Origin of the sequence: Streptomyces sp. NPDC046939 (assembly GCF_040644575.1) — a bacterium.
In the GTDB taxonomy this organism is placed as follows: domain Bacteria; phylum Actinomycetota; class Actinomycetes; order Streptomycetales; family Streptomycetaceae; genus Streptomyces.
The window spans coordinates 70,445-94,648 of record NZ_JBEYWV010000038.1; the positions used below are offsets into that span (position 1 = coordinate 70,445).

Here is a 24,204-nt window from a genome sequence, read left to right on the forward strand (position 1 = left end):
GCACGTGGCAGACCCCGACCGTGGAGCCGACCGCGCGTCGGCCGTGGAGACCATCCAGCGGGAGCTGACGTCCTTCGCCCGCCGCGCCCGCGCGACGGCGGCCCGGATGCACCCCGAGCTGTCCCTCGTCTCGTTCACGCTGCTCAGCCATCTCGACGAGCGGGGCGGCTGCCGCGCCACCGACCTCGCCGCGCACTACGCGCTCGACAAGTCCACCGTCAGCCGGCAGGTCGCGGCCCTGGAGCGGGCCGGGCTCGTCATGCGCCGCGTCGACCCGGACGACCACCGCGTCCAGGTCCTGCTCCCGACCCCCGCGGGCGCGGAGATCCTGGAACAGGTGACGGTCAGCCGCCGGAAGATGTTCGGCGAACGGCTCGCGGACTGGTCGGAGGAGGACCTGACCCGGTTCGCGGCGTACCTCACGCGCTACAACGAGGCGTCGCGCGAGGACTGAACTCTCAGCCCTGGCTCACGAGCCGGGGCACGCGCGCCGCGCGGAAGCGGGTCCTGCGGCGCAGCGCGAAGCCGAGGGACTCGTAGAGGCGGATCGCCGTCGTGTTGCCCTCGCCGGTGTGCAGGAACGGGGTCTCGCCGCGCTCCCTGATCCCGGCGGCGACGGCCCGCACGAGCCGCCCGGCGAGCCCCTGGCCGCGCTGGCCCGCGTCGGTGCAGACGGCGCTGATCTCGGTCCAGCCCGGCGGGTGCAGCCGCTCCCCCGCCATCGCCACGAGGACGCCGTCGCGCCGGATGCCGAGGTAGGTGCCCAGCTCGATGGTGCGCGGCAGGAACGGTCCCGGCCGGGTGCGGGCGACCAGGTCGAGCATCTCCGGCACGTCGGCCGGGGTCAGCCGGACCGCCTCGGGGTCGTGCGCCGCGTCCACCGCCACGTCGACGAGCTGCACGCCGGGGATGTCCTGCGTCAGCTCCCAGCGGTCCGGCAGGTCACGGGTGGTGCCGGGCAGCGGCACCTCCGCGCCGGGTCCGGCGAACGCGGCGAGGTCCGCCCAGTCCCCGGGGCCCGGGTCGTCGGGCAGCGCCAGCCACGGCGAGACGTCGAGGGGGTAGCGCAGCACCCGGCCGCGCCGCTCGGCGAAGCGGGCGTGCGGTCCGGTGAGCGACGCGTACGCCGGATTGTCGAGCGGGTGCGGCGCGCTGTCCGCCGTACCCGGCCCGTCGTAGGTCTGCGTCTCGGTCATCCGGACCCTTCTCCCATATCCTCGGCCTCGCTGTACCGAGCCATGAAACCCCCAGGTCAGGGCCGACATTCCCGGGCACACGCAGTGTTCATGAGGCCGCAACGTGTTCACACGTGCGCAACACACCCGTACGCGTCCGGCGGCGGGCCCGCGTTGCCGGGCGACGCCCGCTGTTGGCATGCTGGCGCGATGCCGTCCACGTCACTGACCGACCACGTCGAGGCCCTGCTCGCCGACGAGGCCCCGCTGCCGATCGTCTTCGCGGGCGACCCCGTCCTGCGCCGCCCCGCCGAGCCGTACGACGGCCAGCTCCCCGACGCCCTCCTCGACCGCCTGGTCGAGGCGATGCGGCGCACCATGCACGCCGCGCCCGGCGTCGGGCTCGCCGCGCCGCAGATCGGCCTGCCGCTGCGGATCGCGGTGATCGAGGACGCGGCGACCGTGCCGGACGAGGTGCGCGAGGCGCGCGGCCGCACCCCGCAGCCGTTCCGGGTGCTGGTCAATCCGGTGTACGAGGACGCGGGCGGACGCCAGGTCGCATTCTACGAGGGGTGTTTGAGCGTGCCGGGCTACCAGGCCGTGGCCGCCCGGCACGAGCGCGTGCGGCTGCGCGCCCTCGACGAGCGGGGGCGCGCGGTGGACGAGGAGGTCACCGGCTGGCCGGCCCGGATCGTCCAGCACGAGACCGACCATCTGAACGGCACGCTCTACCTGGATCGCGCCGAGCTGCGCTCCCTGTCGCACACCTTGACCCAGGAGGCGGTGGAGCGCTGGGCGCAGCCCACGCCCGCGCTCGCCGCGAAGGAACTGGGTTTCGCCCTGCCCGGCCAGGACTGACGGCGGCCGTCAGCCGTCACGCCTGGGCGAGCTGCGGTTCCGGGAGCGGGGCGGGGGCGGTCTTCGGCTGCCACCGCCTGGTCGTCCGGACGTAGCCGTAGATCACGGAGCCCATCGCGAGCAGGAGCAGCGGGCCGAAGATCCAGCGGTGCTCGGCCATCCGCAGCGGCAGATAGCGGTACGCGGCCAGGAGCAGCGCGAAGACGAGTGTGCCGTGGCAGACCAGGCGGACGGCGCCGGCGTCCCAGCCGCGTTCGAAGGCCCGCATCGCCGCCTCGATGGTGAGGGCGAAGACGACGCCGGCGACGAGGTCCGCGCCGTAGTGGTAGCCGAAGCCGAGGGTGGCGGTGAGCGTGGCGACCAGCCAGAACGTGCCGGCGTACCGCAGCCGGCGGGAGCCCTGGCGGGAGTGGATGAAGAGGGTGACGGCCCAGGCGGTGTGCAGGCTGGGCATGCAGTTGCGCGGGGTGACCGTGTCGAACGGGATCGGGTGCGGGGCGGCGATCGTCGTCACCGTGCCCGGCCACAGGTCGGCGACGGCCCACCGCCCGCCTTCGGCACCGTAGGCGAAGACCGGGCCGACCACGGGGAAGAGCATGTAGACGGCGGGGCCGAGCAGGCCGATGACCAGGAACGTACGGACGAGGTGGTGGCCCGGGAAGCGGCGCTCGACCGCCACGTTGCGCAGTTGGTACAGGGCGATGAGCGCCGCCGCGAGCGGGAGCTGTCCGTAGACCAGGTGCAGGGCGACCGACCCGACGGGGCCCGTGGCGTCGACGAACTGCCCGACGAGCCAGGACGGATTGCCGAGGGCGTGGTCGGCGGTGGCCACGTACGGGTCGAGGACCGTCGGGCGCTCCTTCGACGTGATCAGCAGCCAGGTGTCGCCGGTCTTGTGCCCGGCGATGAGGAGCAGGCCGAGGCCGACGCCCTTGAGGAGCAGGGTGCGTTCCGGGCCCGTGCGGCGGGTGACGGCGATGACGGCGCAGCCGAGGATCACCCACAGCGCGCCGTTGCCGAACTCCAGGCTGGCGCCCGCCAGCCACCGTACGAGGAGGAAGACCAGGTCGATGCCGACGGCCGCGCCGACGGCGATGAACCGCTGCCGCCAGGTGAGCACCACCAGCATCAGCGCCATACCGGCGTACAGCAGCGGCCCCGACTGGGGGGCGAAGATCACTTCGCGGGCCTGGTGGGTGAGCGGGCCCGTCATGCCGTAGCGGCGGGCGGCGATCTCCAGGGCGACGAGGAAGGCGATGGTCACCGCGCCCGCCGCGCTCCACAGCAGGACCCGCGGCCGGTGCCACCTGGACGGCGAGGGTGTCTCTTTCGGACGCGAAGGTATTCGCGGGGTCTTCGTGTTCACGTGTCTGGCCGTCTGGTGAGAGGTGGCTTGGCGTAGCCTGTGCGGCCGATCATGCTATCCGAGCGGTTCGGTCACCCCTGCCGGACGGTCGACGACGGCCTTGTCGCCCGGCCGAGGAGGCGCCACACCGGTCCGGTTCCGGCGCTCACCGACGGCACCGGGGCGCGTTAGTCTGCAAAGGTGCAGACAGGCGCGTCAGAGAAGACCGGGGACCCGTGCGCGGCGGTCCTGATCGCGTCGTCGGCCGGCGGTGTCCAGGGCCTCACCGCACTCCTGCGCGGCCTCGACGCCACCCTTCCGGTGCCGGTCCTGGTCGCCCAGCACCTCAACCGGTCCCGCGAGACGAGCATCGTGGCCATCCTGTCCCGCGCCACCTGTCTGAAGGTCAAGCTCGCCGAGGACGGGGAGCGCCCCCGTCCCGCGACCGTGTACATCGCCCCGCCCGACCGGCATCTGTGCGTGCGCGACGACAGGACGCTGGTCCTCACCCGCGAGGACCGGGTCAACTTCGCGCGCCCCGCCGCCGACCCCCTCTTCGAGTCGGCGGCCGAGGCGTTCGGGCCGGTCGTCGGCTGCGTGCTCACCGGTTCGGACAGTGACGGCGCGCGGGGCGTCGAGGCCGTCAAGGCGCGCGGCGGGACGGTCCTCGTGCAGGACCCGGAGACCGCGGAGTTCCGCGGCATGCCCAAGTCGGCGATCAGCACCGGCAAGGCGGACCTCGTCCTCACCCTGGAGGCCATGGGGTCGGCCATCGACCGTCTGGTCCGCGGCCGCCCCCTCCCCCGTCACCGGTGAGGGTGGCCCTGGTCGGGGTCGTCCCCGGGGGTCTGCCAGGTGGTGCCGCGCTGCGCCTCCGCGCCCTCGGCCGGTGTCCCCGGCGCGGGCCTGCTGGGCTGTGTGCGCCGGGCCGCGCGGCGGCGTCCCGTGATGAACATGGCGAGCAGGCCGAGGACCACGACGAGGCCGACGACGATGAAGACGAGCGAGCCCCCGCCCTCGGCGGCCAGAACGATTTGGCTGTGAGTGTGCATGCGGCTCCTTTACCCCGTTCCGCGCCGAAACCGCACACGGGCAGTGATCGTTTCGTGTGGCCGCCCGCGGGAACCTGACGCAGGGTGATCATCATGAACGTACGCGACAAGGCCCAGCGGTGACGGCCCCGGCCGGCGCGTCCACGGACGCGGGCGCGAGACAGGGCGGCGGACTGAAGAAGAGGCTGACGACGTCGCTGCTCTACTTCTTCATCCTCGGCGACGTGCTCGGGGCGGGCGTCTACGTGCTCGTCGGGCAGGTCGCCGCGAAGTCCGGCGGCGCCGTGTGGGTGCCGCTGGTCTGCGCGCTGCTGCTGTCGCTGCTCACTGCGGCCTCCTACGCCGAACTCGCCACCAAGTACCCGAGGGCCGGAGGCGCCTCCCACTACACGACGCTCGCCTACGGGCCCTTCGCCGGGTTCCTCGCCGGGTTCTGCATGCTGGCCGCCGGGATCGTCTCGGTGGCCGCGCTGGCCCGCGGCTTCGCCGGTGACTATCTGACGGCCTTCGTCAGCCTGCCCGTCGTCCTCGTCGCCGCCGTCTTCCTGTGCGCGCTCGCCCTGCTCAACGCGCGCGGGATCAGCGAGTCCACCCGCGCCAACGTCGCCGCGACCGTCATCGAGGTGGGCGGGCTCCTCATCGTGGTCGCGCTCGGCGTGGTGCTCTTCGTGCGCGGCGACGGTGACGCGGGGCGGCTCGTGCACCTCGGCACCTCCGAGACCGGCGCCGCCGCCGGGGTCCTCAGCGGGACCGTGCTCGCCTACTACTCCTTCGTCGGCTTCGAGACCTCCGTCAACGTCGCCGAGGAGACCCGCGACCCGCGCCGCTCCTACCCGCGCGCCCTGTTCGGCGCGCTGATCACGGCGGGCGCCGTCTACGCCCTCGTCGGGATCGTCGCCTCGGCCGCCGTCCCCACCGACACCCTCGCCCACTCCAGCGGGCCGCTGCTCGAAGTGGTGAAGGAGGCGGGCGGGGTGCCGCCGAAGCTGTTCAGCGCGATCGCGCTGGTCGCCGTCGCCAACGGGGCGCTGCTCACCGGGATCATGAGTTCGCGGCTCGCCTTCGGCATGGCGCGGGACGGTCTGCTGCCGCGGGTCCTCACCCATGTGCTGCCCGGCCGCGGCACCCCGTGGGTCGCGATCGCCGTGACGACCCTGCTGTCCTTCCTCCTCGCCCTCACCGGCGACGTGGAGACCCTCGCCTCCACCCTCGTCCTGCTGCTGCTCGTGGTGTTCTTCCTCGTCAACACGGCCGTGCTCGTCCTGCGGCGCGACACCTCGACACCGCCCCACTTCCGCGCGTGGACGGTGATCCCCGTGCTCGGCGCGGCCTCCTGCGTGGTCCTCGCCACCCAGGTCGAGGGCGAGGTCTGGATCCGCGGCCTGATCGTCCTCGCGGTCGGCGTGGTGCTCGGGGCGGTCGCCGCGACGCACCGCCGCCGGGACACCCGGTCCAAAGCCAACTGAACAGCCGCGTGGTATCTGTGCGGATTCGGGTACTCCTGTTCCGTTCGCCCACGCAGTCCGGCCCCGCATCAGCACGCGCGGCGCAATCGAAGGAGAGACCCAGATGGACGACGGCCACCCGTTCCGGGACGCGGCGGAGAAGGTGAAGGAGACGGTGACCGGCGCGATGGCCCCCGAGGGCCCCGAGGACGGCGTCCCCGGCAAGCCCAACGTCGAGTCGCCGACGCTCGCCGAGCCGACCGAGCCCCGCGGCCCCCTGCCGCCCAAGCCGGACCAGAGCGGACCCCGGCCGACCAGCCCCACCGGCGCCCCCTCGCGCGACAGCCAGGACGCCGCCGCCCAGCAGGGTGAATACCTCACCACCGCCCAGGGCGACCGCCTCTACGACACGGACCACTCGCTGAAGGCGGGCCCGCGCGGGCCGGTCCTGCTCCAGGACCACCACTTCCGGGAGAAGATCACCCACTTCGACCACGAGCGGATCCCGGAGCGCGTCGTCCACGCGCGCGGCGCCGCCGCCCACGGCGTGTTCAAGGGCTACGGCAACGCGGCGAGCGTCACCAAGGCGGCGTTCCTCGGCAAGGACGTCGAGACCGACGTCTTCGTGCGGTTCTCCACCGTGCTCGGCTCGCGCGGCTCGGCGGACACGGTCCGCGACACCCGCGGCTTCGCGACGAAGTTCTACACCTCCGAGGGCACCTTCGACCTCGTCGGCAACAACATCCCGGTCTTCTTCATCCAGGACGCCATCAAGTTCCCGGACGTCATCCACGCGGGCAAGCCGCACCCGGACCGGGAGATCCCGCAGGCGCAGAGCGCCCACGACACGTTCTGGGACTTCGTCACCCTGCACACCGAGGCCACGCACCACACGCTGTGGAACATGTCCGACCGCGGCATCCCGCGCTCCTACCGGATGATGGAGGGCTTCGGCGTCCACACCTTCCGCCTGGAGAACGCGGCCGGTGAGACGACGCTGGTGAAGTTCCACTGGAAGCCGAAGCTCGGCGTGCACTCCCTCGTCTGGGAGGAGGCGCAGATCGCGGGCGGCGTCGACCCCGACTTCCACCGCCGCGACCTCGCCGACGCGATCGAGGCGGGCGCCTACCCGCAGTGGGAGCTGGGCATCCAGACCTTCCCCGACAACCCCGAGCAGACCTTCATGGGCATCGACCTGCTCGACTCGACGAAGATCGTGCCGGAGGAGCTGGCCCCGGTGCAGCCGATCGGGCTGCTCACCCTCAACCGCAACCCGTCGAACTACTTCGCCGAGACCGAGCAGGTCGCCTTCCACCTCGGGCACCTCGTCCCCGGCATCGACGTCACCGACGACCCGCTGTTCCAGGGCCGCCTCTTCTCCTACCTGGACACCCAGATCAGCCGGCTCGGCGGCCCCAACTTCCACCAGCTCCCGATCAACCGGCCGCACGCCCCCGTCAACGACATGCTGCGCGACGGCATGCACCAGACGGCCGTGCACCGGGGCGTCGCGCCCTACCAGCCGAACTCGCTCGACGGCGGCTGCCCGTTCATGGCGGGCGCGGCGAACGGCGCGGACATCGAGGTCCCCGTCGAGCTGCCCGCGTCCCGCAAGGTCCGCGAGGCGCCCGCCTCCTACGACGACCACTTCAGCCAGGCGCGGCTGTTCTGGCTGAGCATGACGCCGCCCGAGCGCGAGCACATCGTCAACGCCTACTCGTTCGAGCTGGGCAAGTGCTACGAGCAGGCGGTCAAGGAGCGCGGCCTCCAGGTCCTCGCCAACATCGACCCGGAGCTGTGCGCGCAGGTCGCCGCCTCGCTCGGCCTGCCCGCGCCCCAGCCGACCGTGCCGCTCACGGACCCGGAGCCGAGCCCCGCGCTCTCCCAGATCGGGCAGGCGTGGCCGACGGACGGCCGGCTCATCGGCATCGTGACCGACGGGACGGGCGACCTGGAGGGTGTGCGCACGGTCCGTCAGACGCTGCTCGACGGCGGGATGGTGCCGCTGGTCATCGCCCCGGCGGGCGGCAAGCTCGACCCGGACGGCGACCCCGTCACCGTCCAGCGGACCTTCGCCACGGCCCGCTCCATCGAGTTCGACGCCCTCCTGGTGGTCGGCGTGCCCGCCGCGGGCGCCGACGCCATCCCGGCGCGCGACGCCAAGGCCGACAGCGCCACCGCGACGCTCGACCCGCGCGTGCGGCTCCTCCTTGAGGAGGCGTACCGCCACGGCAAGGCCATCGGTGGCTGGGCGGGCGCCGAGCAGACCATCGAGGCCGCTGGCCTGCCGGCCGCCGACCCGGGCATCGTGCTCGGTGACAGCGGCCCGGCGGTCCTCACCCAGATGAAGGAACTGCTCTCCAAGCACCGCGTCTGGGAGCGGTTCGGCACCACCGTGTGACGGTGCGCCGCCCATGACAGGGGCCGGGCCCCGCGGATCGGATTCCGCGGGGCCCGGCCCCTGTACGCCCGGCGTCGACGGCTCAGCGGCCGACGGCCTTCGCCAGCTGCTCCTTGTTCATCGAGGAGCGGCCCTCGATGTTCTTCTTCTTCGCCTCCGCGTAGAGCTGGTCCTTCGTCGGCCCCTGGGACCCGCTGTGGGAACGCTCGCCGCCCCGCTGCGGCGCGGACTTCTTGTCCTGGGTCGAGACCTTGCTCGCCTGCTTCGACTCGCCGGAACGCGCCCGCTCCTTGTTGACGGTGCGCGCCGCGATCTCCTTCGCGCGCCCCTCGGAGGTGCCGCGCTTCTCCGCGCCCTCCTTGATGTGCTCGTACTGGCGCTCACGCTTCGGGCTGGAACCTCGGGGCATTGCTGCTCTCCTTTCCCTCCGGACCGGGCACGGCCCACTCGGCCGCCCCGCTTCTGCGATGACCTTCCGCGTACCCTCCGGCGGGTTTCCCACCCGGATCCGGATTGCTCTCATCTGACGCGCGGCACGGCAACTGTGCGAGCGGACGGTGACCGAAAGGATGACCCCCAGCGGAGGCGGGAGAGCGAGCCGCCAGTGTCTAATGGATGTGGTCCGGGTGGCCGCGCGCGGGGCGCCGGTGGCCGGAGCACGGGTGGGGGCCTCCTTCGACCTCGGAACGGTACGTACATGAGCAGCGAGAACACACCCGTGAGCGAGATCCCGGCCAGCAGGTCGGTGTTCGGCGCCCCCTGCTGGGTCAGCCTCTCCACCTACGACCTGCGGGTCGCCGAGGACTTCTACAGCGCCGTGCTCGACTGGGAGTGGCACACCGGGGACATGGGCGAGAACTACCGGTTCGCGAGCGTGCGCGGGGTGCCGGTGGCGGGCGTGTCCGAGGCGAGCAGCATGGGGCAGACGTCCGTCGCCTGGACCCCGTTCTTCGCCTCGGCCAGCGCCGACGAGACCGTCGCGCGCAGCCACGAGCGCGGCGGGACCACGGCGATCGGGCCGATCTCCTTCCCGCCGGGCCGCGCCGCGCTGCTCGCCGACCGGGACGGGGCGGTCTTCGGCGTCTGGGAGGGCGCGCTCCTCGCGGGCTGGGAGGAGTGGCGCCGCGTCGCGCCCGCCTTCGTGGCGCTCTACACCCGCAACGCCTTCGACGCGGCGATCTTCTACGGCGAGGTGCTCGGCTGGGCCTCCGACGCCCCGGACTCCTGCGACGTGCGGTACGAGGACGAGGAGGTCGTCCTGCGCAGCCGGGGCGACGTCGTGGCCCGGATCCACTCGGGGGCCGTGGAGGCCGCGCCCGACCCCTCGATCCGGCCGCGCTGGCAGGTCCACTTCTCGGTGCCCGACGTGGCCGCGTGCGCCGAGGCCGCGCGCGCCCGGGGCGGCAGCGTCCTGCGGATCGCCGACGACGGGACGGAAGCCGTGCTGTGCGACCCCGACGGGGCCCAGTTCGCCGTCAACGCCGACTGGCGGCCGGCACGCTGAGCCGGAGCGCCCGCGCGGTGGCCTGGACGGCGCCGACCACCGGCTTGCCGAGGCGCTCGCGCAGGCGGGGCAGCACGTCGTAGGTGGGCAGCGCGGTACAGGCCACGAACACGGCGTCCGCCTCGCCCCTGTCCCCCGCGACAACCGCGTCCACCACCTGCTCCTCCGCCACGGTGTAGACGTCCTCGACGGAGCCGAGCCCCAGCGCGGTGAGCCCCACGGCGAGGTAGGCGTCGACCGGCGCCTGATAGGGGTGGACGACCGCGACACGCCGTGCGCCCTCGGCACGCAGCGCGCCGACGGCCGCACCACTGGTCGTGAGCACACGCGGCGCCCCGTACACACACATCGCCTCGCACAGCGCCCCGCCGCCGACGAAGCTGCATGTCACGCAGAGCTAGGCCACGGCCCCGGGCCCGAGCCAGCGGCGCAGCTCCTCGCGCCGGTCGAAGTCGTAGGAGGCGAGCACGCCGACGGCAGGAGGTGATGACCGGGTCATGCTCCGAGGCTAACGGTGGGCGCTCGGCACCGTCCCGGGATGCGGTGGGCCGTCGCGCGGGGTGCCATGTAGGGGAACGGTACGGCGCGGAGCAGGAAGGGTCTCGTCCATGGCGCGTCCGGTGTGGAGCGGCACGCTGACCTTCGGTCTGGTGTCCTTGCCCGTCCAGATGTACACCGCCACGGAGAACCACACCGTGCGCTTCCACCAAGTGCAGCGCGGCACCTCCGACCGCGTGCGCAACAAGCGGGTGAACGAGCGCACCGGCGAGGAGGTCCCGCTGGACGAGGTCGTGAAGGCGTACGAGGAGGGCGGTGAGTACGTGGTCGTCGAGCCGGACGAGCTGGACGACATCGCGCCCGGCCGCTCCAAGTCCCTGGAGATCACGGGCTTCGTGGACCTGGAGGACGTCGAGCCGGTCTTCTTCGACAAGACGTACTACCTCGGCCCGAAGGGCGAGCAGTACACGAAGGTGTACGCGCTGCTCGAGAAGACGCTCGCAGAGGCGGGCCGGGCGGGGATCGCCACGTTCGTCATGCGCAACCACCAGTACCTGGTCGCGGTGAAGGCGGAGGCGGGGCTCCTGACACTGCACACGCTGCACTGGGCGGACGAGATCCGCGACCCGCGCAAGGAGATCGACAATCTGCCGGGCCGGACGAAGGTCACCGACCGCGAGCTGAAGATGGCGCGGCAGCTCGTCGACACGCTGGGCATGGAGTGGCGGCCGGAGGACTTCCACGACACGTACCAGGAGCGGGTGAACGCCCTCATCGAGGCCAAGCGCGGCGGCGAGGAGGTCGAGAAGGCGGAGCCGCCGGCCGAGTCGACCAATGTGGTCGACCTGATGGACGCGCTGCGGGCGAGCGTCGACCGTGCGAAGAAGCCCGGCAAGCGCGGCGGCTCCTCCGCGAAGTCCAAGTCGAAGACGAACGCGAAGACGAACGCGAAGGCCACGGAGAAAGGCAAGGGGAAGCGAGCCGCCAAGGGCCAGTCCAGGGCCTCGCTCGATCGGCTCACCAAAGCCGAGCTGTACCGCCGCGCCACCGAGGCGGGCGTCCCGGGCCGCTCCTCCATGACCCGGGACGAACTCCTCGACGCCCTGACGCGGAAGGAGAAGGGGGCGGCCTGACGGCGTGAAGCAGCGTCAGGACAGCTTCTCCAGGCGCCGCGCGGCCGCCGCCACCCCACTGCCGTGGCGCGCGAGCCCCGCCCATGGGTCCTTGTCCAGCCGGTCGCCGAGGTCGGCGACCGTCCAGCGGCGCGCGGTCAGTGCGGGGTCGTCGAGCTCGTCCCAGTCGAGGGGCGCGGCCACGGGGGCGCCCGGCCGGGTCCGGACGGCGAACGGGGCGACGACGGTCTGGGCGTAGCCGTTGCGGGCGACGTCCAGGTAGAGGCGGCCCTTGCGGGCGTCCTTGCGGGGCTCGACGGTCAGCTCCTCGGGGTGGCGCCCGGCGAGTTGCCGGGCGGCGGCGCGGGCGAACGCGAGCACGTCGTCGGCGTCGTCGCGCCGGTTGAGCGGCACCACGACGTGCAGGCCGCGCGAGCCCGTCGTCATCAGACCGGCGGAGAGTTCGAGTTCGTCGAGGAGTTCGCGCAGGCGGTGGGCCGCGCGGCGCACCGGCTCGAAGTCGTCGGCGGGCGGGTCGAGGTCGAAGACGAGCCGGTCCGGACGGCGTGGTTCGTCGGCACGGCTGAGCCAGCGGTGCGGGGTGATGCACGCCTGGCTGGCGAGGTAGACGAGCGTCGCCGCGTCCTCGCAGACCACATGTGTGACCTCGCCGCCTTCCTTGGGCACCGACGCGCGGTGGATCCAGTCGGGGAAGTAGTCGCTGACTTCCTTCTGGTAGAAGCGCTGCCCGTCGATGCCGTCCGGCATCCGCTCCAGCATGAGGGGCCGGCCGCGCAGCTCGGGCACCATGCGGGAGGCGACCCGGCGGTAGTGCTCGACGAGGTCGGCCTTGGTGATGCCGTCCTCGGGGAACAGCTCCTTGTCGGGCCGCTTCATCGTGATGGTGCGGCGGCCGACCCGCAGCTCGGTGTCGGAACTCAAGACCGTCTCCTCCCACTGATGCCGGTGGCTGTGGCGCCCGGCCCCTTCCCCGCGGCGTCTACGGGAGCGGGGTGCCGCCGGTCGCGTTCATGATCTCCGCGGTGATGAAACTGGCATGCTCCGACGCGAGGAACACATACGCGGGCGCCATCTCCGCGGGCTGCGCCGGGCGGCCGAGCGGCGCCTGCTTGCCGAACTCCTCGGTGTCCGGGAGCGTCGCCGGGATGAGCGGGGTCCACACGGGCCCGGGGGCGACCGCGTTGACCCGGATGCCCTTCTCGGCCAGCATCTGCGCGAGGCCCTGCGTGAAGGTGACGATGGCGCCCTTGGTCGTCGCGTAGTCGAGCAGGTGGGGGCTCGGCTGGTACGCCTGCACCGAGGTGGTGTTGATGATGGAGCCGCCCGCCGGGATGTGCGGCACCGCCATCTTGGACAGCCAGAACATGCCGTACAGGTTGGTGCGCACGACGCGGTCGAACTGCTCGGTCGTGATGTCCTCGATGCCGCCCGGCTGCGACATCTGGTAGGCCGCATTGTTGACGAGGACGTCGATCCGGCCGAACTCGGCGACAGCCCGCTCGATGAGCCGCCGGCACTGCTCCTCCTCGCGGATGTCGCACTCCACGGGGACGGCCTTGCGCCCCGCCTCCTCGACGAGGCGGGCCGTCTCCTTCGCGTCCTCCGCCTCCTCGGGCAGGTGGGTGAAGAGGATGTCGGCGCCTTCGCGGGCGTAGGCGAGGACGACGGCGCGGCCGATCCCGGAGTCGCCGCCGGTGACGACCGCGGCCCGGTCGCGCAGCAGGCCGCTGCCCCGGTAGGAGTCCTCGCCGTGGTCCGGCTTCGGGTCCATCTCCCGGCCGGTGCCGGGGTGCTCCTGGTCCTGCTGGGGGAAGTCCGGCTGCGGGTGCTTCGTCGTGGGGTCCTGCGGGGTGCCGCCCATCGGTGCTGATCCTTTCGTGCTTCACATCCGGTCCGGGATGCGCGGCGCCGCTCGCCTCGGTCGGCCGCGCGCGCATCTCCGGACATCGGGTGTCCCGCAGACCTTGCCCCCACACCTCGCGTACACCGACACATGCGAACTCCGCCCGGCCGGAACGCCACCGGAGGCGGGCCGTACGCGGCGGTGCGAGACTGCCCGGGGAGTCGTCCGCGCGGCCGGAACGCCGAACAGGAGGTGATGAGGTGACGTCACCCGAGGCCCCGAGGTCGGGGGACAGCGTGCTCGGCGAGTTCCTGGCCGACCCCCGCAACCTGCCGCTCGACCTGACGACGACGGTGGCCCGCTGCTCCAAGGCGCTGGGTCTGCAGGGCGCCGTGATCTACCTCGCCGATCTGCAGCAGCGCCAGTTGGCGCCGCTGAACGAGGTGGCGCCGACCCTTCCCATCGACGGTTCGCTGGCCGGCTGGACGTACCGCACGGAGTCCCTGCGCGTGGAGGAGTCCGACCTCGGCGGGATGACGGCCTGGCTGCCGCTGGTGGACGGGGCGGAACGGATCGGCGTCCTCGCGGTGCGCTCCCCCGCCATCGAGCCGCTCACCCTGCGGCGCGGGCGGACCCTGGCCCATCTGTGCGCCATGATGATCACCTCGAAGCGGGCGTTCAAGGACACCTACGTCCGCAGGGCCCGCACGAAGCCCATGCAACTCCCCGCCGAACTGCTGCGCGCCTACCTGCCGCCCCGCACGATCGGCACGACCGACGCCGTCTCCACCGCCGTCATGGAACCGGCGTACGAGCTGGGGGGCGACGCCTTCGACCACGCGCTGACGGAGTCGGCCCTGCACGTCGGGATCATGGACGCCATGGGGCACGACCTGGCCTCGGGCCTCACCACGGTGGTGTCGCTCGCGGCCTGCCGCAACGCCCGGCGCACCGGCGCCGACCTGCCCGATCTCCTGGAGTCCGTGGACGCGGCCCTGTCGCGGTGGCTGCCCGAGCAGTTCTGCACCGCGGTCCTCGCCCAGCTCGACCTCGCCACGGGCGGCCTGCGCTGGGTCAACTGCGGGCACCCCGCGCCGCTGCTCATCCGCGACGAGCGCGTGGTGCCGCACGCGATGGAGCGCGACACCGATCCGCCGCTCGGCTCCCCGGCCGCCTTCTCGTCCACGCCGCGCCGGGTGCACGAGATGGACCTGCAGCCCGGCGACCGGGTCCTGATGTACACCGACGGGGTGACGGCGGCACGCACGCGCGGCGGAGGCGAGCTCGGTCTCGACCGGTTCGCCGACTACGTCATCCGCGCGACCGCCGCGGGCGAACTGGCGGCGGAGACGCTGCGCCGTCTCATCCACTCCATCGTCGACGTCCCGGACAACCGGCTGCGCGACGACGCGACCATCCTCATGTTCGAGTGGCGCCCGGCGGCCCGCTGAGCCCCGGGTCCGCCCTCGCCTTCTGTCAGGAGGCCGAGATGTCGCGGTCGGAGGCGGGCCAGAAGTAGGGCAGGTCGTCGGGGACGTCGGGGAAGACCGGGGCGTAGATCTCCGGGGCCTTGCGCAGGAGCGCGGACTGGTGGCTGATGTGGAAGGCGGGCTCCCCGAGCCAGGGCGGCAGCTCCCCGTCGGCGGCGAGCTGGTCCTGGTCGCGCACGGGGACGCCGGGCCGGTGCCGGGTGAAGTCGGTGACCAGGGTGGTGGCGCAGGTGTCGGCCCGCCCCTGTGCGACCCAGGTCGCGCAGACGTCCAGGCCGTAGCGGACCAGGGCCTCCTCGTAGCCGAACCACATGCGGACGGCGGGGTGGTGGCGCCATCCGTAGCCGGGCACGGTGAGGCCACGCAGCACCTGGAGCGCCTCGACGCGCTGCTTGCCCAGGCGGGAGCGGTCCAGTACGGCGGCGGACCGGGTGAACTCGGGGTACGGGAGAAAGGTCTGCACGCACCATGCCTACCGCGCCGCGCGGGTTCCCTCACGACGGTCCGGCGCAGATGGCGGCCGATGTACCCCGGCCCCCGAGGGCGGTGTCCGTAGGGCGCCCCTACCTCGGCCCGCCGCCCTGGTCGTCGGCGGAGGTGCCGGACAGGCCCGCGGCGACCGTCGCCGGGGTGGGCTCACCGGCGCCGCCCCAGTCCCACGTCTCGGTGTCGACCGGGTCCACCGGAGCGACCGGACCGGCCGGGGTGTCCGTGCGGGCGGACCTGGCCTCCAGACGGGCGATCACGGCGGAGAGCTGGCTCTGCACGGTCTTCGGCAGGGGGCGGTCGCCCGACGTGGAGTCGACCAGGTGCTGCGCGACCAGGTGCAGCTTCATGTTGGTGCGCTGCGAGACGTCGACCAGCGCCTCCCAGGCGTCCTGGGGGCTGATCCCGAAGGCGGCCACGAGGACGCCCCGGGCCATGTCGATGGTGCCGCGGCTCTGCATCGCCCGCCGCAGTTGGGCGACCTCGCGGCCGAGATCCGCGTGGTGCCCGTCGGCGGACTCGCAGGCCGGGGTCTCGGCCAGGGGGTCGACGCTCAGGAACACGTGGACACCGGAGCAGTCGCAGGGTTCGACGCGGCTCACGTCCAGGCCGACACTGCCGTCCGAGGCGAGCAGCAGAGGGCGCAGGACACCGTTGAGCCCCTGGTCCTCGTCCAGGTGAAGATCGCCGCGCACGCTGACGACCATCTGCTCGCCGTCCCAGTGGTGGAAGAGCGTGAGTCCGGTCAGCCGGTGCGCTCCGGCCGGGGTGGCCGGTTCCGCGCAGGTGGCTGCCGCACCGCTCCCGGGCTGTGCAGACTCTGGCATGGCCTCTCCCTCACTGCGGCCCGGCGGTCCGCTCTCAGATTCCCGCCCTGCGGCAACGTACGTCAAGCGATACCTGAAACGAGGTTCAGGGGTTCTTGGACACGAAACGTTGGGCCTACGATTCGGGTATGGATGGAGTGCCGGAACCGCACGCTGGATGGACGTTCATCACCAATCACGCACGGGTGCTGGCCACGATCGCCGACGATCAGAACGCGCGGATCCGCGACATCGCCGCGCATTGCAGGCTGACCGAGCGGGCCGTCCAGAAGATCATCGCGGATCTGGAGGCGAGCAGTTTCCTCTCCCACACACGGGAGGGGCGGGGCAACGTCTACCGCATCACGCCGGGCAAGACCCTGCGCCATCCCGTCGAGGCCGAGGCGGGCCTGACCGTCGCCTCGCTCCTCGCCATGCTGGCCCAGGACGAGGCGCACCGCGCCGACCGGCGGCAGAGCGCCGACCAGGGCTGAGACCGGCTCAGGCGCCCGGCAGGAAGAGGCAGAACGGGTGGCCGTGCGGGTCGCGCAGGACGCGTACGTCGTCCTGCGGCTGGTGCTCCTCCAGCGTCGCTCCGAGTGCGCGGGCGCGCTCCGTCTCCGCTCGTAGGTCCTCGACCTGGAGGTCGAGGTGGGCCTGCATCTGCTGGGTGCCGGGGGCCTGCGGCCACACCGGGGGCGTGTGGTCCTTCTCCAGTTGGAAGCTGAGGCTGGGCCGCTCGCTCTCGGGGGCGCGCAGCCGGACCCACTCCGGTGAGCGGTCGACCTCTTCCCAGCCGAGCAGGGCGCGGTAGAAGTCGGCCAGCGCGGGCGGGTCGGGCGTACCGAGGACGAAGGCGCCGAGTGTCGCGGTCATGCCCCTACGGTTGCCCCTGCGCACCCTTCTTACGCGCCCGCCCCACCGGCCACTCACCCGAACCCCCTACGGAAACGGACGGACAGCACATGAGCAGCACGCCCGCCGACGAGAGCCGCGAAGCCCGCTTCGAGCGGGGCATGGAGGTGCTGAACGGCGTCAACGCCGAGGTCGGCCCGCGGCTCGCCGAGTCGCTCGCCGACGTCAGCCCCGAACTCGCCCACCAGGTCGTGGCCTGGGGGTTCGGGGAGATCTACCGGCGCCCCGCCCTGCCCCCGCGCGACCGGCAACTGGTCACGCTCGGCATCCTGACCGCCCTCGGCGGCTGCGAGGCCCAGTTGGAGGTGCATGTGCACACCTCACTCAACGTGGGCCTCACCCCCGAGGTGATCGTGGAGACGCTGTTGCACGCGGCCGGTTACTGCGGCTTCCCGAAGGCCCTGAACGCCACGGCCGTGGCGAAGAAGGTGTTCGCCGAGCGCGGCCTGCTGCCGGTGACGCCGGACCAGCCGTCCGCCTGAGGACGCACGTGCCGGGGGCTGCCCCGTGGGCGGCGCCGGGCGCGCGAGCAGGTGGCACAGCACCCGACAGCGGCGGACCGGCACCCGTGGAGCCGGTCCGCCGCTGTGCGGTGCGTTCGTCCCCGCCGTCCGGTCAGCCGTAGGACAGCTTGGAGCAGAGGTTCTCGTCGGCCGAGCGGGCGTCGTCGGCGACACCGGACGGCACGCCCGTGGGGGTCGGGGAGGCCGCCACCGACGGTTCGGCGCCGGTGTAGTCCGCCCCGAGGACGACGGCCACGCCCGCGGTGGTGACGGCGCGCAGTTCCGCGCCGGGGAAGAGGCGGGCGACCTTGGCGGCGTCGGCCTCGCGCCCCGCGCCGTACTCGACGGCGGTGGTGGCGTGGTCCTGCGACTTGGCGTTGCCGGTGCTGGTGACGACGAAGTCGTGGCCGGTCAGCGTCCTGGCGGCGGCGGAGGCCAGCCCCTTGGTCAGGGTGCCGTTGTAGACGGCGACGGCCACGCCCGTGCCGGAGACCGCCGGGGTCTCCTGCGCGGAGGGCGAGGCGGAAGCTTTCTTCCCGTCCTTCTTGCCGCCCGCGTCCTTGCCGTCGAGGGTGCGGTCGCTCTTGAGCGCGGCCCACAGCGCCCCGGCGTCCGGCTCCACGATGGCGACGCGGCTGCCCTCGTAGCGCCACGGGACGGTGACGAACTTGGTGTTGTGCAGGTCGACGTTCTTCAGCCCCATGGCGAACTTCAGGAGCTTGTCCGCCGAGCCGAGCCCGGGGTCGACGGTCATCGACTTGGTGGCGGCGTCGGCGAGCGGGAGCAGCTTGGTCGGGGTGAAGCCGTCGTCCTTGACCTTCTTGATGAGGCTGGAGACGAACGCCTGCTGGCGCTTGATGCGGCCGATGTCGGAGCCGTCGCCGATGCCGTGGCGGAGACGGACGTAGTCCAGGGCCTGCTGTCCGGAGACCTTCTGCTCGCCCTTCTTGAAGATGCGCTCGCCGCGCGTGGGGCGCTTGGGGTTGAGGTCCTGCTGGTAGACGTCGTTCGGGACGCAGACCTCCACGCCGTTGACCACCTTGGTCAGTTCCGCGAAGCCCTTGAAGTCGACGACGACCGTGTGGTCGACGCGGAGGCCGGTCAGCTTCTCCACGGTGTTCTGCGTGCAGGCCGGGTTGCCCTCGGCGGTCTCGCCCGTCGAGTAGGCGGCGTTGAACATCGTGTTCGTCCGCGTCTCGCTCCACGATCCGTCGGGGAGCTTGCACGGCGGGATGGTGACCAGGGTGTCGCGCGGGATGGAGACGCCGACCGCGTGCCTGTGGTCGGCGTAGACGTGCAGGAGGAAGGCGGTGTCGGAGCGGCCGATGTCGTCCTTGTCGCCGCCGCCGAGTTCGCTGTTGCCGCCCGTGCGCGCGTCCGTGCCGATGACCAGGACGTTCTCACCCTTGGAGGCTTCGGCGTCGGGCCGGTTCTTGGACAGGCCGTCCGAGGAGAAGGTGTCGATGTTCCCGTTGAGGCGCAGGTAGAGCCAGCCCGCGCCCGCCCCGAGCAGGACGAGGAACGACAAACCTATGGCGAGGCCGACGCGCAGCTTGCCGCGTTTGCGCCGGCGGCGGCGCCCGTCACGGCGGGGCGTGTCGCCCTGCGGCGTCCGGCCCCTGTGGCGGGTGCGCCCGGCCGGCGCCTCGGGAGTCTGCGTCATCGACGTGCCCTCATCCTCTGCGTGCCTGTCTCTGCCCAAAGGGTTGTACGGTTGCGCAATGTAGCAAGTAATGCGGACGGCGCGGTACCTGCGTCCCGCACCTCTCCATGGCAACGAAAAGGAAGGCCCACCATGTTCCGCAACGCGCTGGAGCCCTGGCACCTGCTCATCCTGGGGCTCGTCATCATCCTGCTGTTCGGCTCGAAGAAGCTTCCCGACACCGCACGCTCCCTGGGCAAGTCGCTGCGCATCCTCAAGAGCGAGACGCGGGCGATGAAGGACGAGGAGAGGTGAGCAGGCGCAACGCGACCGCGTACAGCGCGAGGACGACGGCGAGCAGCACGTAATACAGGACGGGCAGGCCCGTCATACCGAGGAGGGGGCCCGCCGGGGTCAGCGGCAGCAGGACGCCGATGACCGCGAGACCGGTGGCGGCCCAGCGCACGGGGCCCGGGGCGCGGCCCTCGGCCGCGTGGCGGCCGGTGCGCAGCAGGAGCATGACGAGCGCCTGGGTGAGCAGGTTCTCGGTGAACCAGCCGCCGTGGAAGGCGGCCTCGTCGCGCGGGCCGAGGGCGCCCGGCAGACACAGGGCGAGCACCGCGAAGGTGGCGAGGTCCGCGAGGGCGCCGAGCGCGCCGAAGCCGGTGATGCGGCGCAGGAAGGCGCGCGGCCGCAGGACGGTCGGACGGCGCAGCGCGGCCGGGTCGGGGCGGTCGTGGGCGAGGGCGAGTTGCGCGCCGTCGAAGCAGAGGTTCTGCACGAGGACCTGTGCGGGGAGCATCGGCAGGAACGGCAGCAGGAGCGCGGCGGCGAGCATCGCGATCACGTTGCCGAGGTTGCTGGAGAGCGTGATGCGCAGGTACGAGGCGATGTTGGCGCTGCTGTGCCGCCCGGCGACGACGGCGTGCTCGATGGCCGTGAGGTCCTTGCCCGCGAGGACGACGTCGGCGCTCTCGCGGGCCACGTCGACGCCTCCCACGGGGCAGATGCCGACGTCGGCGGCGTGCAGGGCGGGCAGGTCGTTGACGCCGTCGCCGAGGTAGCCGGTGGTGCGGCCGCCCGCGCGGAGGGCCGCGACGACGCGGGCCTTGTCCTCGGGGGTGCAGCGGGCGAAGACGGTCGTACGGGCCGCGAGCGCGCCGAGCCGTCCGTCGCCGAGGTCCGCGATCAGCTCGCCCGGGACCGGCTCGCCGGGATCGATGCCCAGGTCGCGGCAGACGCGGGCGGCGGTCGCCGGGTCGTCGCCGGTGACCACCTTGACCTCGACGCCCCGCGCGGCGAGGGCGCGTACGGCGTCCCGCGCGGTGTCGGCCGGGGCGTCGTGGAAGGCGACGAAGCCGCGGAAGGTGAGGCCGCGCTCGTCGGCGGGCGTGTACGCGCGCGTGCGCGCGGTGCGGCGGGCCGTGGCGACGGCCAGGAGGCGGACGCCGTCGCCCGCGCGGTCGGCCGCCCGGCGCAGCAGCTCGGTCCGCTCGTCCGCGCCGAGGACGCACCGCTTCAGGACGTCGGGGACCGCGCCCTTCACGGCGAGGGTGTGTGTGCCGAGGGCGCCGGGCTCCCGGACGACGGCGGTGGCGAGGCGGCGCACCGGGTCGAAGGGGAGCGCGTCGACGCCGTCGTACGCCTCCCAGTCCGCGGGTCCTGTGGCCGCGAGGAGCGCCTCGTCGAGCGGGTCGGGGTCGGCGGGCCCCGCCGTCTGCAGCGTCCACCAGGCCGAGGCGCCCGCCCAGTGCAGGGCCTCGGCGTCGGTGCGGGCCGGGTCGACGACGGGGCGGTCCTGGGTGAGGGTGCCGGTCTTGTCGACGCACAGGACGTCGACGGCGCCGAGGTCGTGCAGGGCGGGCAGCCGCCGGACGATCACGCCGTGGGCGCGGGCGAGCAGGGCCGCGCCCCGCGCCAGGCACGTGGTGACGATGACCGGGAGCATCTCCGGGGTGAGCCCGACGGCGACCGCGACCGCGAACGGTAGGGTCTCCAGGCCCCGGCCGCGCAGCGCCGCGTCGGCCATGAGGACCAGCGGCGGGGTGAGCAGCATGAAGCGGATGAGCACCCAGGAGATGCCGTGCACCGAGCGGTCGAAGGCGCTCGGTACCGTGCGGCGGCGCCGCGCGCTGCGGACCGCGGCGAAGCGGGTGTCGGGGCCGGTCGCGACCACGATGCCGGTGGCGGCGCCGGAGGCGACGCTGCTGCCCTGGAAGAGCAGGTGCCCGCTGTCGCCCGCGCCCGGCAGGTCCGCCGGCGCCTTGGGCACGGGCGCCGACTCGCCGGTCAGGGCCGCCTGGTGCACGGTCAGGCCGCGCGCCTTGAGCAGCCGTACGTCGGCGGGGACCAGGTCGCCGGGGGCGAGGCGGATCACGTCGCCGGGGACGAGGTCGTCGACGGGGATCTCACGGACCCGGGGCGCCGCGTCGGGCGCGGTGCGGCGCTGCACGCTCGCGGTGGTGGCGACGAGTCCGCGCAGCCGGTCCATGGAGCGGTCGGCGCGGTGCTCGCCCTGTGCGCGCAGCACACAGCTCACGGCGACCAGGGCGAGGATCACACAGGCGGTGCCCCACGCGGCGACCAGCGCCGAGACGAGTCCCAGCGTGAACAGGACGGCGGTGAACGGGTCGCGCAGGCCGCGCCACAGCCGGGCGGCCCTGGACGGCGGCCGGTGGCGGGGCAGCGCGTTCGAGCCGTGGCGCGCGAGCCGCTCCCCCGCCTCCGCCTCGGTGAGGCCGCGCGGGGAGCCGTCCAGGGCGCGCAGCACCTGGAGGGCGGACAGATCGCCCGGGGCGGGGCCCAGCGCGGGCGCCCCGGTCGTGCGGGAGACAGCGGGGTCGTGGAGGGACACGGGTCGCTCAGGTCCCGGTGCCGCGCAGCTTGCGTACGGTCGCGTCGGCCTGTTCCGCCTGCTCCGCGCGTTCGGTGAGCTGGCCGACCATGAGCCGGACCACGGTCACGACGTCCGGGTCGTCCACGTAGTACACCTGGCGGCGGCCCTCGCGGCGGGCCCGGACAAGACCGGCGAGCTTGAGCTTGGACAGGTGCTGGCTGACGGCGGGCAGCGCGCCGCCGACCCGCTCGGCGAGCCCGGTCACATCGCACTCGCCCTCGGCGAGCGCCCACATCATGTGCAGCCGGGCGGGGGCGGCGAGCAGCCCGAACGCCTCGGCCGCACGGTCGAGGACCTCGGCGGAGGGATCGCTGTAACCGGCCTGGGCCGACCCTCCTGCACCTGCCGCCACTGTGGTTCTCCGTCCCTTCCGCGCTGACCGACGCCCCAGTTTAGAGCCTGGGTCCGACACCGGCGGAAGACGTCGTTCCGGGCAGCAGGGCGTGCTCGGTGACGTGGCCGAAGGCGCGGAAGCCGAGGCGCCGGTAGACGGGTTCGCCCTCGGCGGAGGCCTGGAGGACGGCGAGCGGATGGCCGGCGCGGCGGGCGGTGTGCAGGGCGGCGAGCGTCATGGCGCCGCCGTAGCCGCGGCGGCGGTGGGCGGCCAGGGTGCTGATGTTGTAGATCCCGGCGACGTCGGCGTGCAGGAAGACCTCGGCCGTGCCGACGGGGCGGCCGTCCGCGTACCCGACGAGGAGGCGGGCCGGGCAGTCGGCGGCCAGGGCTCGCTCCCCGACGAGGTCGAAGAAGCGCCGGACGGTCGCGGCGGGCGGCTCCCAGTTGGCGGCGAGGACGGCGGCGTAGTCGCGCAGTCGCTCCGGTGCGGTCACGGGGAGGATGTCCAGGCCGGCCACGTAGGGCTGCGGCAGGGCGTCGGTCAGCCGGGCCCACATGGCCGTGGAGATCTCGGCGGGCGGCAGCCCCGCGGACGCGAGCCGGGCCGACAGGTCGGGCGGCGTCGAGGCGGGCCCCACCCACCAGCTGAAGGGGCGGCCGGTGGCGGCCAGGGCGGCGGTCGTCGCCGCGATCCGGGCGGAGGCGGTGTCGGGGGTGAAGCGGGCCGCGGCGACGATGTTGAAGGTGTCGTCGTCGAGACCGCTGTCCGCGACCACCAGGTCGTCGGCCGCTGCGACGGCCGCGCCCCGGAGGCCGCGGTGCAGATGGGCGGCGTGCTCGGCGAGGTTGCGCTCCGCCCTGGCCGCCAGGTCGGTCATGTCAGGTGTGTCTAGCTGCGCGCTCATGGTGGTCGATGACATCACATCCGGACGAATCGACCACTTCGTTTTCCGCGCCCGCCCGGCCTCCGGTCAGCAGCTCAGGTTCGCGCCCGGGTCGACGCCGAGGATCTGCGCGAACCTCTTGTAGGTGTCGACGCGGCTCTGGACCTGCGCCGGGTTGCCGCCGTTGCACTCTATGGAGCCGTTGATGCTGCGGATGGTCTCACCGAAGCCCGCACCGTTGACCATGGCGTTGTGCGGGGTCATCGTGCCGGGGCCGGTCTGGGTGTTCCAGTACCACAGGCCGGTCTTCCAGGCGACCGCCGCGTCGTTCTGGACGAGGTCGGGGTTGTTGAGCAGGTCAATGCCGAGGGCGTCACCGGCCGACTTGTAGTTGAAGTTCCAGCTGAGCTGGATGGGGCCGCGTCCGTAGTACTTGTCGTTGCCCGCGGGACAGCCGTAGGGCTGCGACGTGTCGCAGTAGTGGGGGTAGTTCGCGGTGTTCTGCTCGACGACGTACACGAGGCCGCCGGTCTCGTGGCCGACGTTGGCGAGGAAGGCGGCGGCCTCCTGCTTCTTCACGGTGTCGCTGCCGGTGCCGGTGAACTCCGGGTAGGCGCCGAGGACGGCGTTCAGGCCCTCGTACGTGTAGAAGCTGTTGCGGCCCGGGAACATCTGGTCGAACTGGGCCTGGCTGACCACGAAGTCCGCCTCGGCGTCGGCCTTCTGGGCGGAGGCGGGCGCGGCCAGGGTGAGCAGGCCGAGCGTGGCGGCGGACGCCGTGGCGGTCAGCAGGGCGAGGATGCGGCGGCGCATGGGGTGCTCCTAACAAGTGGGGGGTGTGGGGGGTTGCGGGGCGCCGCGGGCCGGGGGGGGGGGGGGCGGCGGGGGGGGGGGGGGGGGGGGGGCCCCCGGGGGGGGGTGGTGTTGGTTAATACCGCCGGCCGCCCGCCGGGGGGGGGCCCGCGGGGGGCGGGGGGGGGGGGGGGAAGGCG

At 73.0% G+C, this 24,204-nt stretch carries 26 protein-coding genes; 11 read left to right on the top strand and 15 right to left on the bottom strand.

Annotated elements, in window-relative coordinates; all coding sequences use genetic code 11:
- The first annotated feature begins 4 nt into the window (after positions 1-4).
- A complete protein-coding gene (locus ABZ877_RS32895) occupies positions 5-454 on the top strand; it encodes a MarR family transcriptional regulator (RefSeq protein WP_361078866.1) in 450 nt (149 codons plus the stop codon).
- Between the two features lie 4 nt (positions 455-458).
- Here the strand turns inward: ABZ877_RS32895 and ABZ877_RS32900 are convergent, their stop codons facing one another.
- Positions 459-1,196 (bottom strand): GNAT family N-acetyltransferase, encoded by a 738-nt coding sequence (locus ABZ877_RS32900; RefSeq protein WP_361078869.1) that lies wholly within the window; start codon positions 1,194-1,196, stop codon positions 459-461.
- A gap of 189 nt (positions 1,197-1,385) precedes the next feature.
- Here ABZ877_RS32900 and def point away from each other — a divergent pair, with 189 nt between their 5' ends.
- Entirely contained in the window at positions 1,386-2,033 is a 648-nt protein-coding gene (gene def / locus ABZ877_RS32905; protein WP_361078872.1) for a peptide deformylase, read from the top strand.
- Between the two features lie 16 nt (positions 2,034-2,049).
- Here the strand turns inward: def and ABZ877_RS32910 are convergent, their stop codons facing one another.
- A complete protein-coding gene (locus ABZ877_RS32910) occupies positions 2,050-3,321 on the bottom strand; it encodes a phosphatase PAP2 family protein (protein ID WP_361078936.1) in 1,272 nt (423 codons plus the stop codon).
- A 258-nt stretch (positions 3,322-3,579) separates the two neighbouring features.
- On the opposite strand from ABZ877_RS32910, the gene ABZ877_RS32915 reads away from it, so the two are divergent.
- Positions 3,580-4,194: a chemotaxis protein CheB gene (locus tag ABZ877_RS32915; protein ID WP_361078875.1), complete on the top strand. Its 615-nt coding sequence runs from the start codon at positions 3,580-3,582 to the stop codon at positions 4,192-4,194.
- Here ABZ877_RS32915 and ABZ877_RS32920 read toward each other — a convergent pair.
- Entirely contained in the window at positions 4,185-4,430 is a 246-nt protein-coding gene (locus tag ABZ877_RS32920) for a DUF6479 family protein (RefSeq protein WP_361078878.1), read from the bottom strand. The two genes, ABZ877_RS32915 and ABZ877_RS32920, sit on opposite strands and share 10 nt — an antisense overlap.
- Positions 4,431-4,549: 119 nt before the next feature.
- Between ABZ877_RS32920 and ABZ877_RS32925 the strand changes: the two genes are divergently transcribed.
- On the top strand, positions 4,550-5,896 hold the full coding sequence (locus ABZ877_RS32925; RefSeq protein WP_361078880.1) for an APC family permease: 1,347 nt from the start codon (positions 4,550-4,552) through the stop codon (positions 5,894-5,896).
- Positions 5,897-5,999: 103 nt separating this feature from the next.
- A complete protein-coding gene (locus ABZ877_RS32930; RefSeq protein ID WP_361078883.1) occupies positions 6,000-8,276 on the top strand; it encodes a catalase in 2,277 nt (758 codons plus the stop codon).
- An 82-nt stretch (positions 8,277-8,358) separates the two neighbouring features.
- Here ABZ877_RS32930 and ABZ877_RS32935 read toward each other — a convergent pair whose 3' ends face one another.
- Complete coding sequence (locus ABZ877_RS32935; RefSeq protein WP_361078886.1) at positions 8,359-8,685, bottom strand: plasmid stabilization protein; 327 nt, start codon at positions 8,683-8,685, stop codon at positions 8,359-8,361.
- Between the two features lie 288 nt (positions 8,686-8,973).
- On the opposite strand from ABZ877_RS32935, the gene ABZ877_RS32940 reads away from it, so the two are divergent.
- Positions 8,974-9,780, top strand: coding sequence for a VOC family protein (locus ABZ877_RS32940; RefSeq protein WP_361078889.1), 807 nt, complete (start codon positions 8,974-8,976; stop codon positions 9,778-9,780).
- Here the strand turns inward: ABZ877_RS32940 and ABZ877_RS32945 are convergent.
- Positions 9,752-10,171 (bottom strand): hypothetical protein, encoded by a 420-nt coding sequence (locus ABZ877_RS32945; protein WP_361078892.1) that lies wholly within the window; start codon positions 10,169-10,171, stop codon positions 9,752-9,754. The two genes, ABZ877_RS32940 and ABZ877_RS32945, sit on opposite strands and share 29 nt — an antisense overlap.
- Positions 10,172-10,388: 217 nt before the next feature.
- On the opposite strand from ABZ877_RS32945, the gene ABZ877_RS32950 reads away from it, so the two are divergent.
- The gene (locus ABZ877_RS32950; protein ID WP_361078894.1) at positions 10,389-11,411 is read left to right on the top strand and encodes a Ku protein; all 1,023 of its coding nucleotides are present in this window, start codon (positions 10,389-10,391) and stop codon (positions 11,409-11,411) included.
- A 15-nt stretch (positions 11,412-11,426) separates the two neighbouring features.
- Here the strand turns inward: ABZ877_RS32950 and ligD are convergent, their stop codons facing one another.
- Both ligD and ABZ877_RS32960 read right to left on the bottom strand, forming a co-directional pair.
- Positions 11,427-12,287, bottom strand: coding sequence for a non-homologous end-joining DNA ligase (ligD, locus tag ABZ877_RS32955; RefSeq protein WP_361078939.1), 861 nt, complete (start codon positions 12,285-12,287; stop codon positions 11,427-11,429).
- 103 nt (positions 12,288-12,390) lie between these two features.
- Entirely contained in the window at positions 12,391-13,272 is an 882-nt protein-coding gene (locus ABZ877_RS32960) for an SDR family oxidoreductase (RefSeq protein ID WP_361078897.1), read from the bottom strand.
- A gap of 242 nt (positions 13,273-13,514) precedes the next feature.
- Here ABZ877_RS32960 and ABZ877_RS32965 point away from each other — a divergent pair, with 242 nt between their 5' ends.
- Complete coding sequence (locus ABZ877_RS32965; RefSeq protein ID WP_361078900.1) at positions 13,515-14,705, top strand: SpoIIE family protein phosphatase; 1,191 nt, start codon at positions 13,515-13,517, stop codon at positions 14,703-14,705.
- A 25-nt stretch (positions 14,706-14,730) separates the two neighbouring features.
- Here ABZ877_RS32965 and ABZ877_RS32970 read toward each other — a convergent pair whose 3' ends face one another.
- Both ABZ877_RS32970 and ABZ877_RS32975 read right to left on the bottom strand, forming a co-directional pair.
- Positions 14,731-15,207 carry an MSMEG_6728 family protein gene (locus ABZ877_RS32970; RefSeq protein WP_361078903.1) on the bottom strand — a complete coding sequence of 159 codons (477 nt, stop codon included), beginning with the start codon at positions 15,205-15,207 and terminating at the stop codon, positions 14,731-14,733.
- Between the two features lie 100 nt (positions 15,208-15,307).
- On the bottom strand, positions 15,308-16,057 hold the full coding sequence (locus tag ABZ877_RS32975) for an ANTAR domain-containing protein (RefSeq protein ID WP_361078906.1): 750 nt from the start codon (positions 16,055-16,057) through the stop codon (positions 15,308-15,310).
- 128 nt (positions 16,058-16,185) lie between these two features.
- Between ABZ877_RS32975 and ABZ877_RS32980 the strand changes: the two genes are divergently transcribed.
- Entirely contained in the window at positions 16,186-16,530 is a 345-nt protein-coding gene (locus ABZ877_RS32980; RefSeq protein ID WP_361078908.1) for an ArsR family transcriptional regulator, read from the top strand.
- Between the two features lie 7 nt (positions 16,531-16,537).
- On the opposite strand, the gene ABZ877_RS32985 is transcribed toward ABZ877_RS32980, so the two are convergent.
- Complete coding sequence (locus tag ABZ877_RS32985; RefSeq protein WP_361078909.1) at positions 16,538-16,912, bottom strand: VOC family protein; 375 nt, start codon at positions 16,910-16,912, stop codon at positions 16,538-16,540.
- Positions 16,913-17,001: 89 nt separating this feature from the next.
- On the opposite strand from ABZ877_RS32985, the gene ABZ877_RS32990 reads away from it, so the two are divergent.
- A complete protein-coding gene (locus ABZ877_RS32990; protein WP_361078911.1) occupies positions 17,002-17,433 on the top strand; it encodes a carboxymuconolactone decarboxylase family protein in 432 nt (143 codons plus the stop codon).
- Between the two features lie 133 nt (positions 17,434-17,566).
- Here ABZ877_RS32990 and ABZ877_RS32995 read toward each other — a convergent pair whose 3' ends face one another.
- Positions 17,567-19,117 (bottom strand): LCP family protein, encoded by a 1,551-nt coding sequence (locus ABZ877_RS32995; protein ID WP_361078914.1) that lies wholly within the window; start codon positions 19,115-19,117, stop codon positions 17,567-17,569.
- A gap of 132 nt (positions 19,118-19,249) precedes the next feature.
- Here ABZ877_RS32995 and tatA point away from each other — a divergent pair, with 132 nt between their 5' ends.
- Complete coding sequence (gene tatA, locus ABZ877_RS33000; protein ID WP_361078916.1) at positions 19,250-19,411, top strand: Sec-independent protein translocase subunit TatA; 162 nt, start codon at positions 19,250-19,252, stop codon at positions 19,409-19,411.
- On the opposite strand, the gene mgtA is transcribed toward tatA, so the two are convergent.
- The 4 genes from mgtA to ABZ877_RS33020 form a co-directional block, all read right to left on the bottom strand.
- Complete coding sequence (gene mgtA / locus ABZ877_RS33005; protein WP_361078918.1) at positions 19,371-21,950, bottom strand: magnesium-translocating P-type ATPase; 2,580 nt, start codon at positions 21,948-21,950, stop codon at positions 19,371-19,373. The two genes, tatA and mgtA, sit on opposite strands and share 41 nt — an antisense overlap.
- A 7-nt stretch (positions 21,951-21,957) precedes the next feature.
- Positions 21,958-22,344, bottom strand: a complete 387-nt coding sequence (locus ABZ877_RS33010; RefSeq protein ID WP_361078920.1) for a metalloregulator ArsR/SmtB family transcription factor — start codon at positions 22,342-22,344, stop codon at positions 21,958-21,960.
- A 40-nt stretch (positions 22,345-22,384) separates the two neighbouring features.
- Entirely contained in the window at positions 22,385-23,206 is an 822-nt protein-coding gene (locus tag ABZ877_RS33015; RefSeq protein WP_361078923.1) for a GNAT family N-acetyltransferase, read from the bottom strand.
- A gap of 93 nt (positions 23,207-23,299) precedes the next feature.
- Positions 23,300-24,025, bottom strand: coding sequence for a chitinase (locus ABZ877_RS33020; RefSeq protein WP_361078926.1), 726 nt, complete (start codon positions 24,023-24,025; stop codon positions 23,300-23,302).
- Between the last annotated feature and the right edge of the window lie 179 nt (positions 24,026-24,204).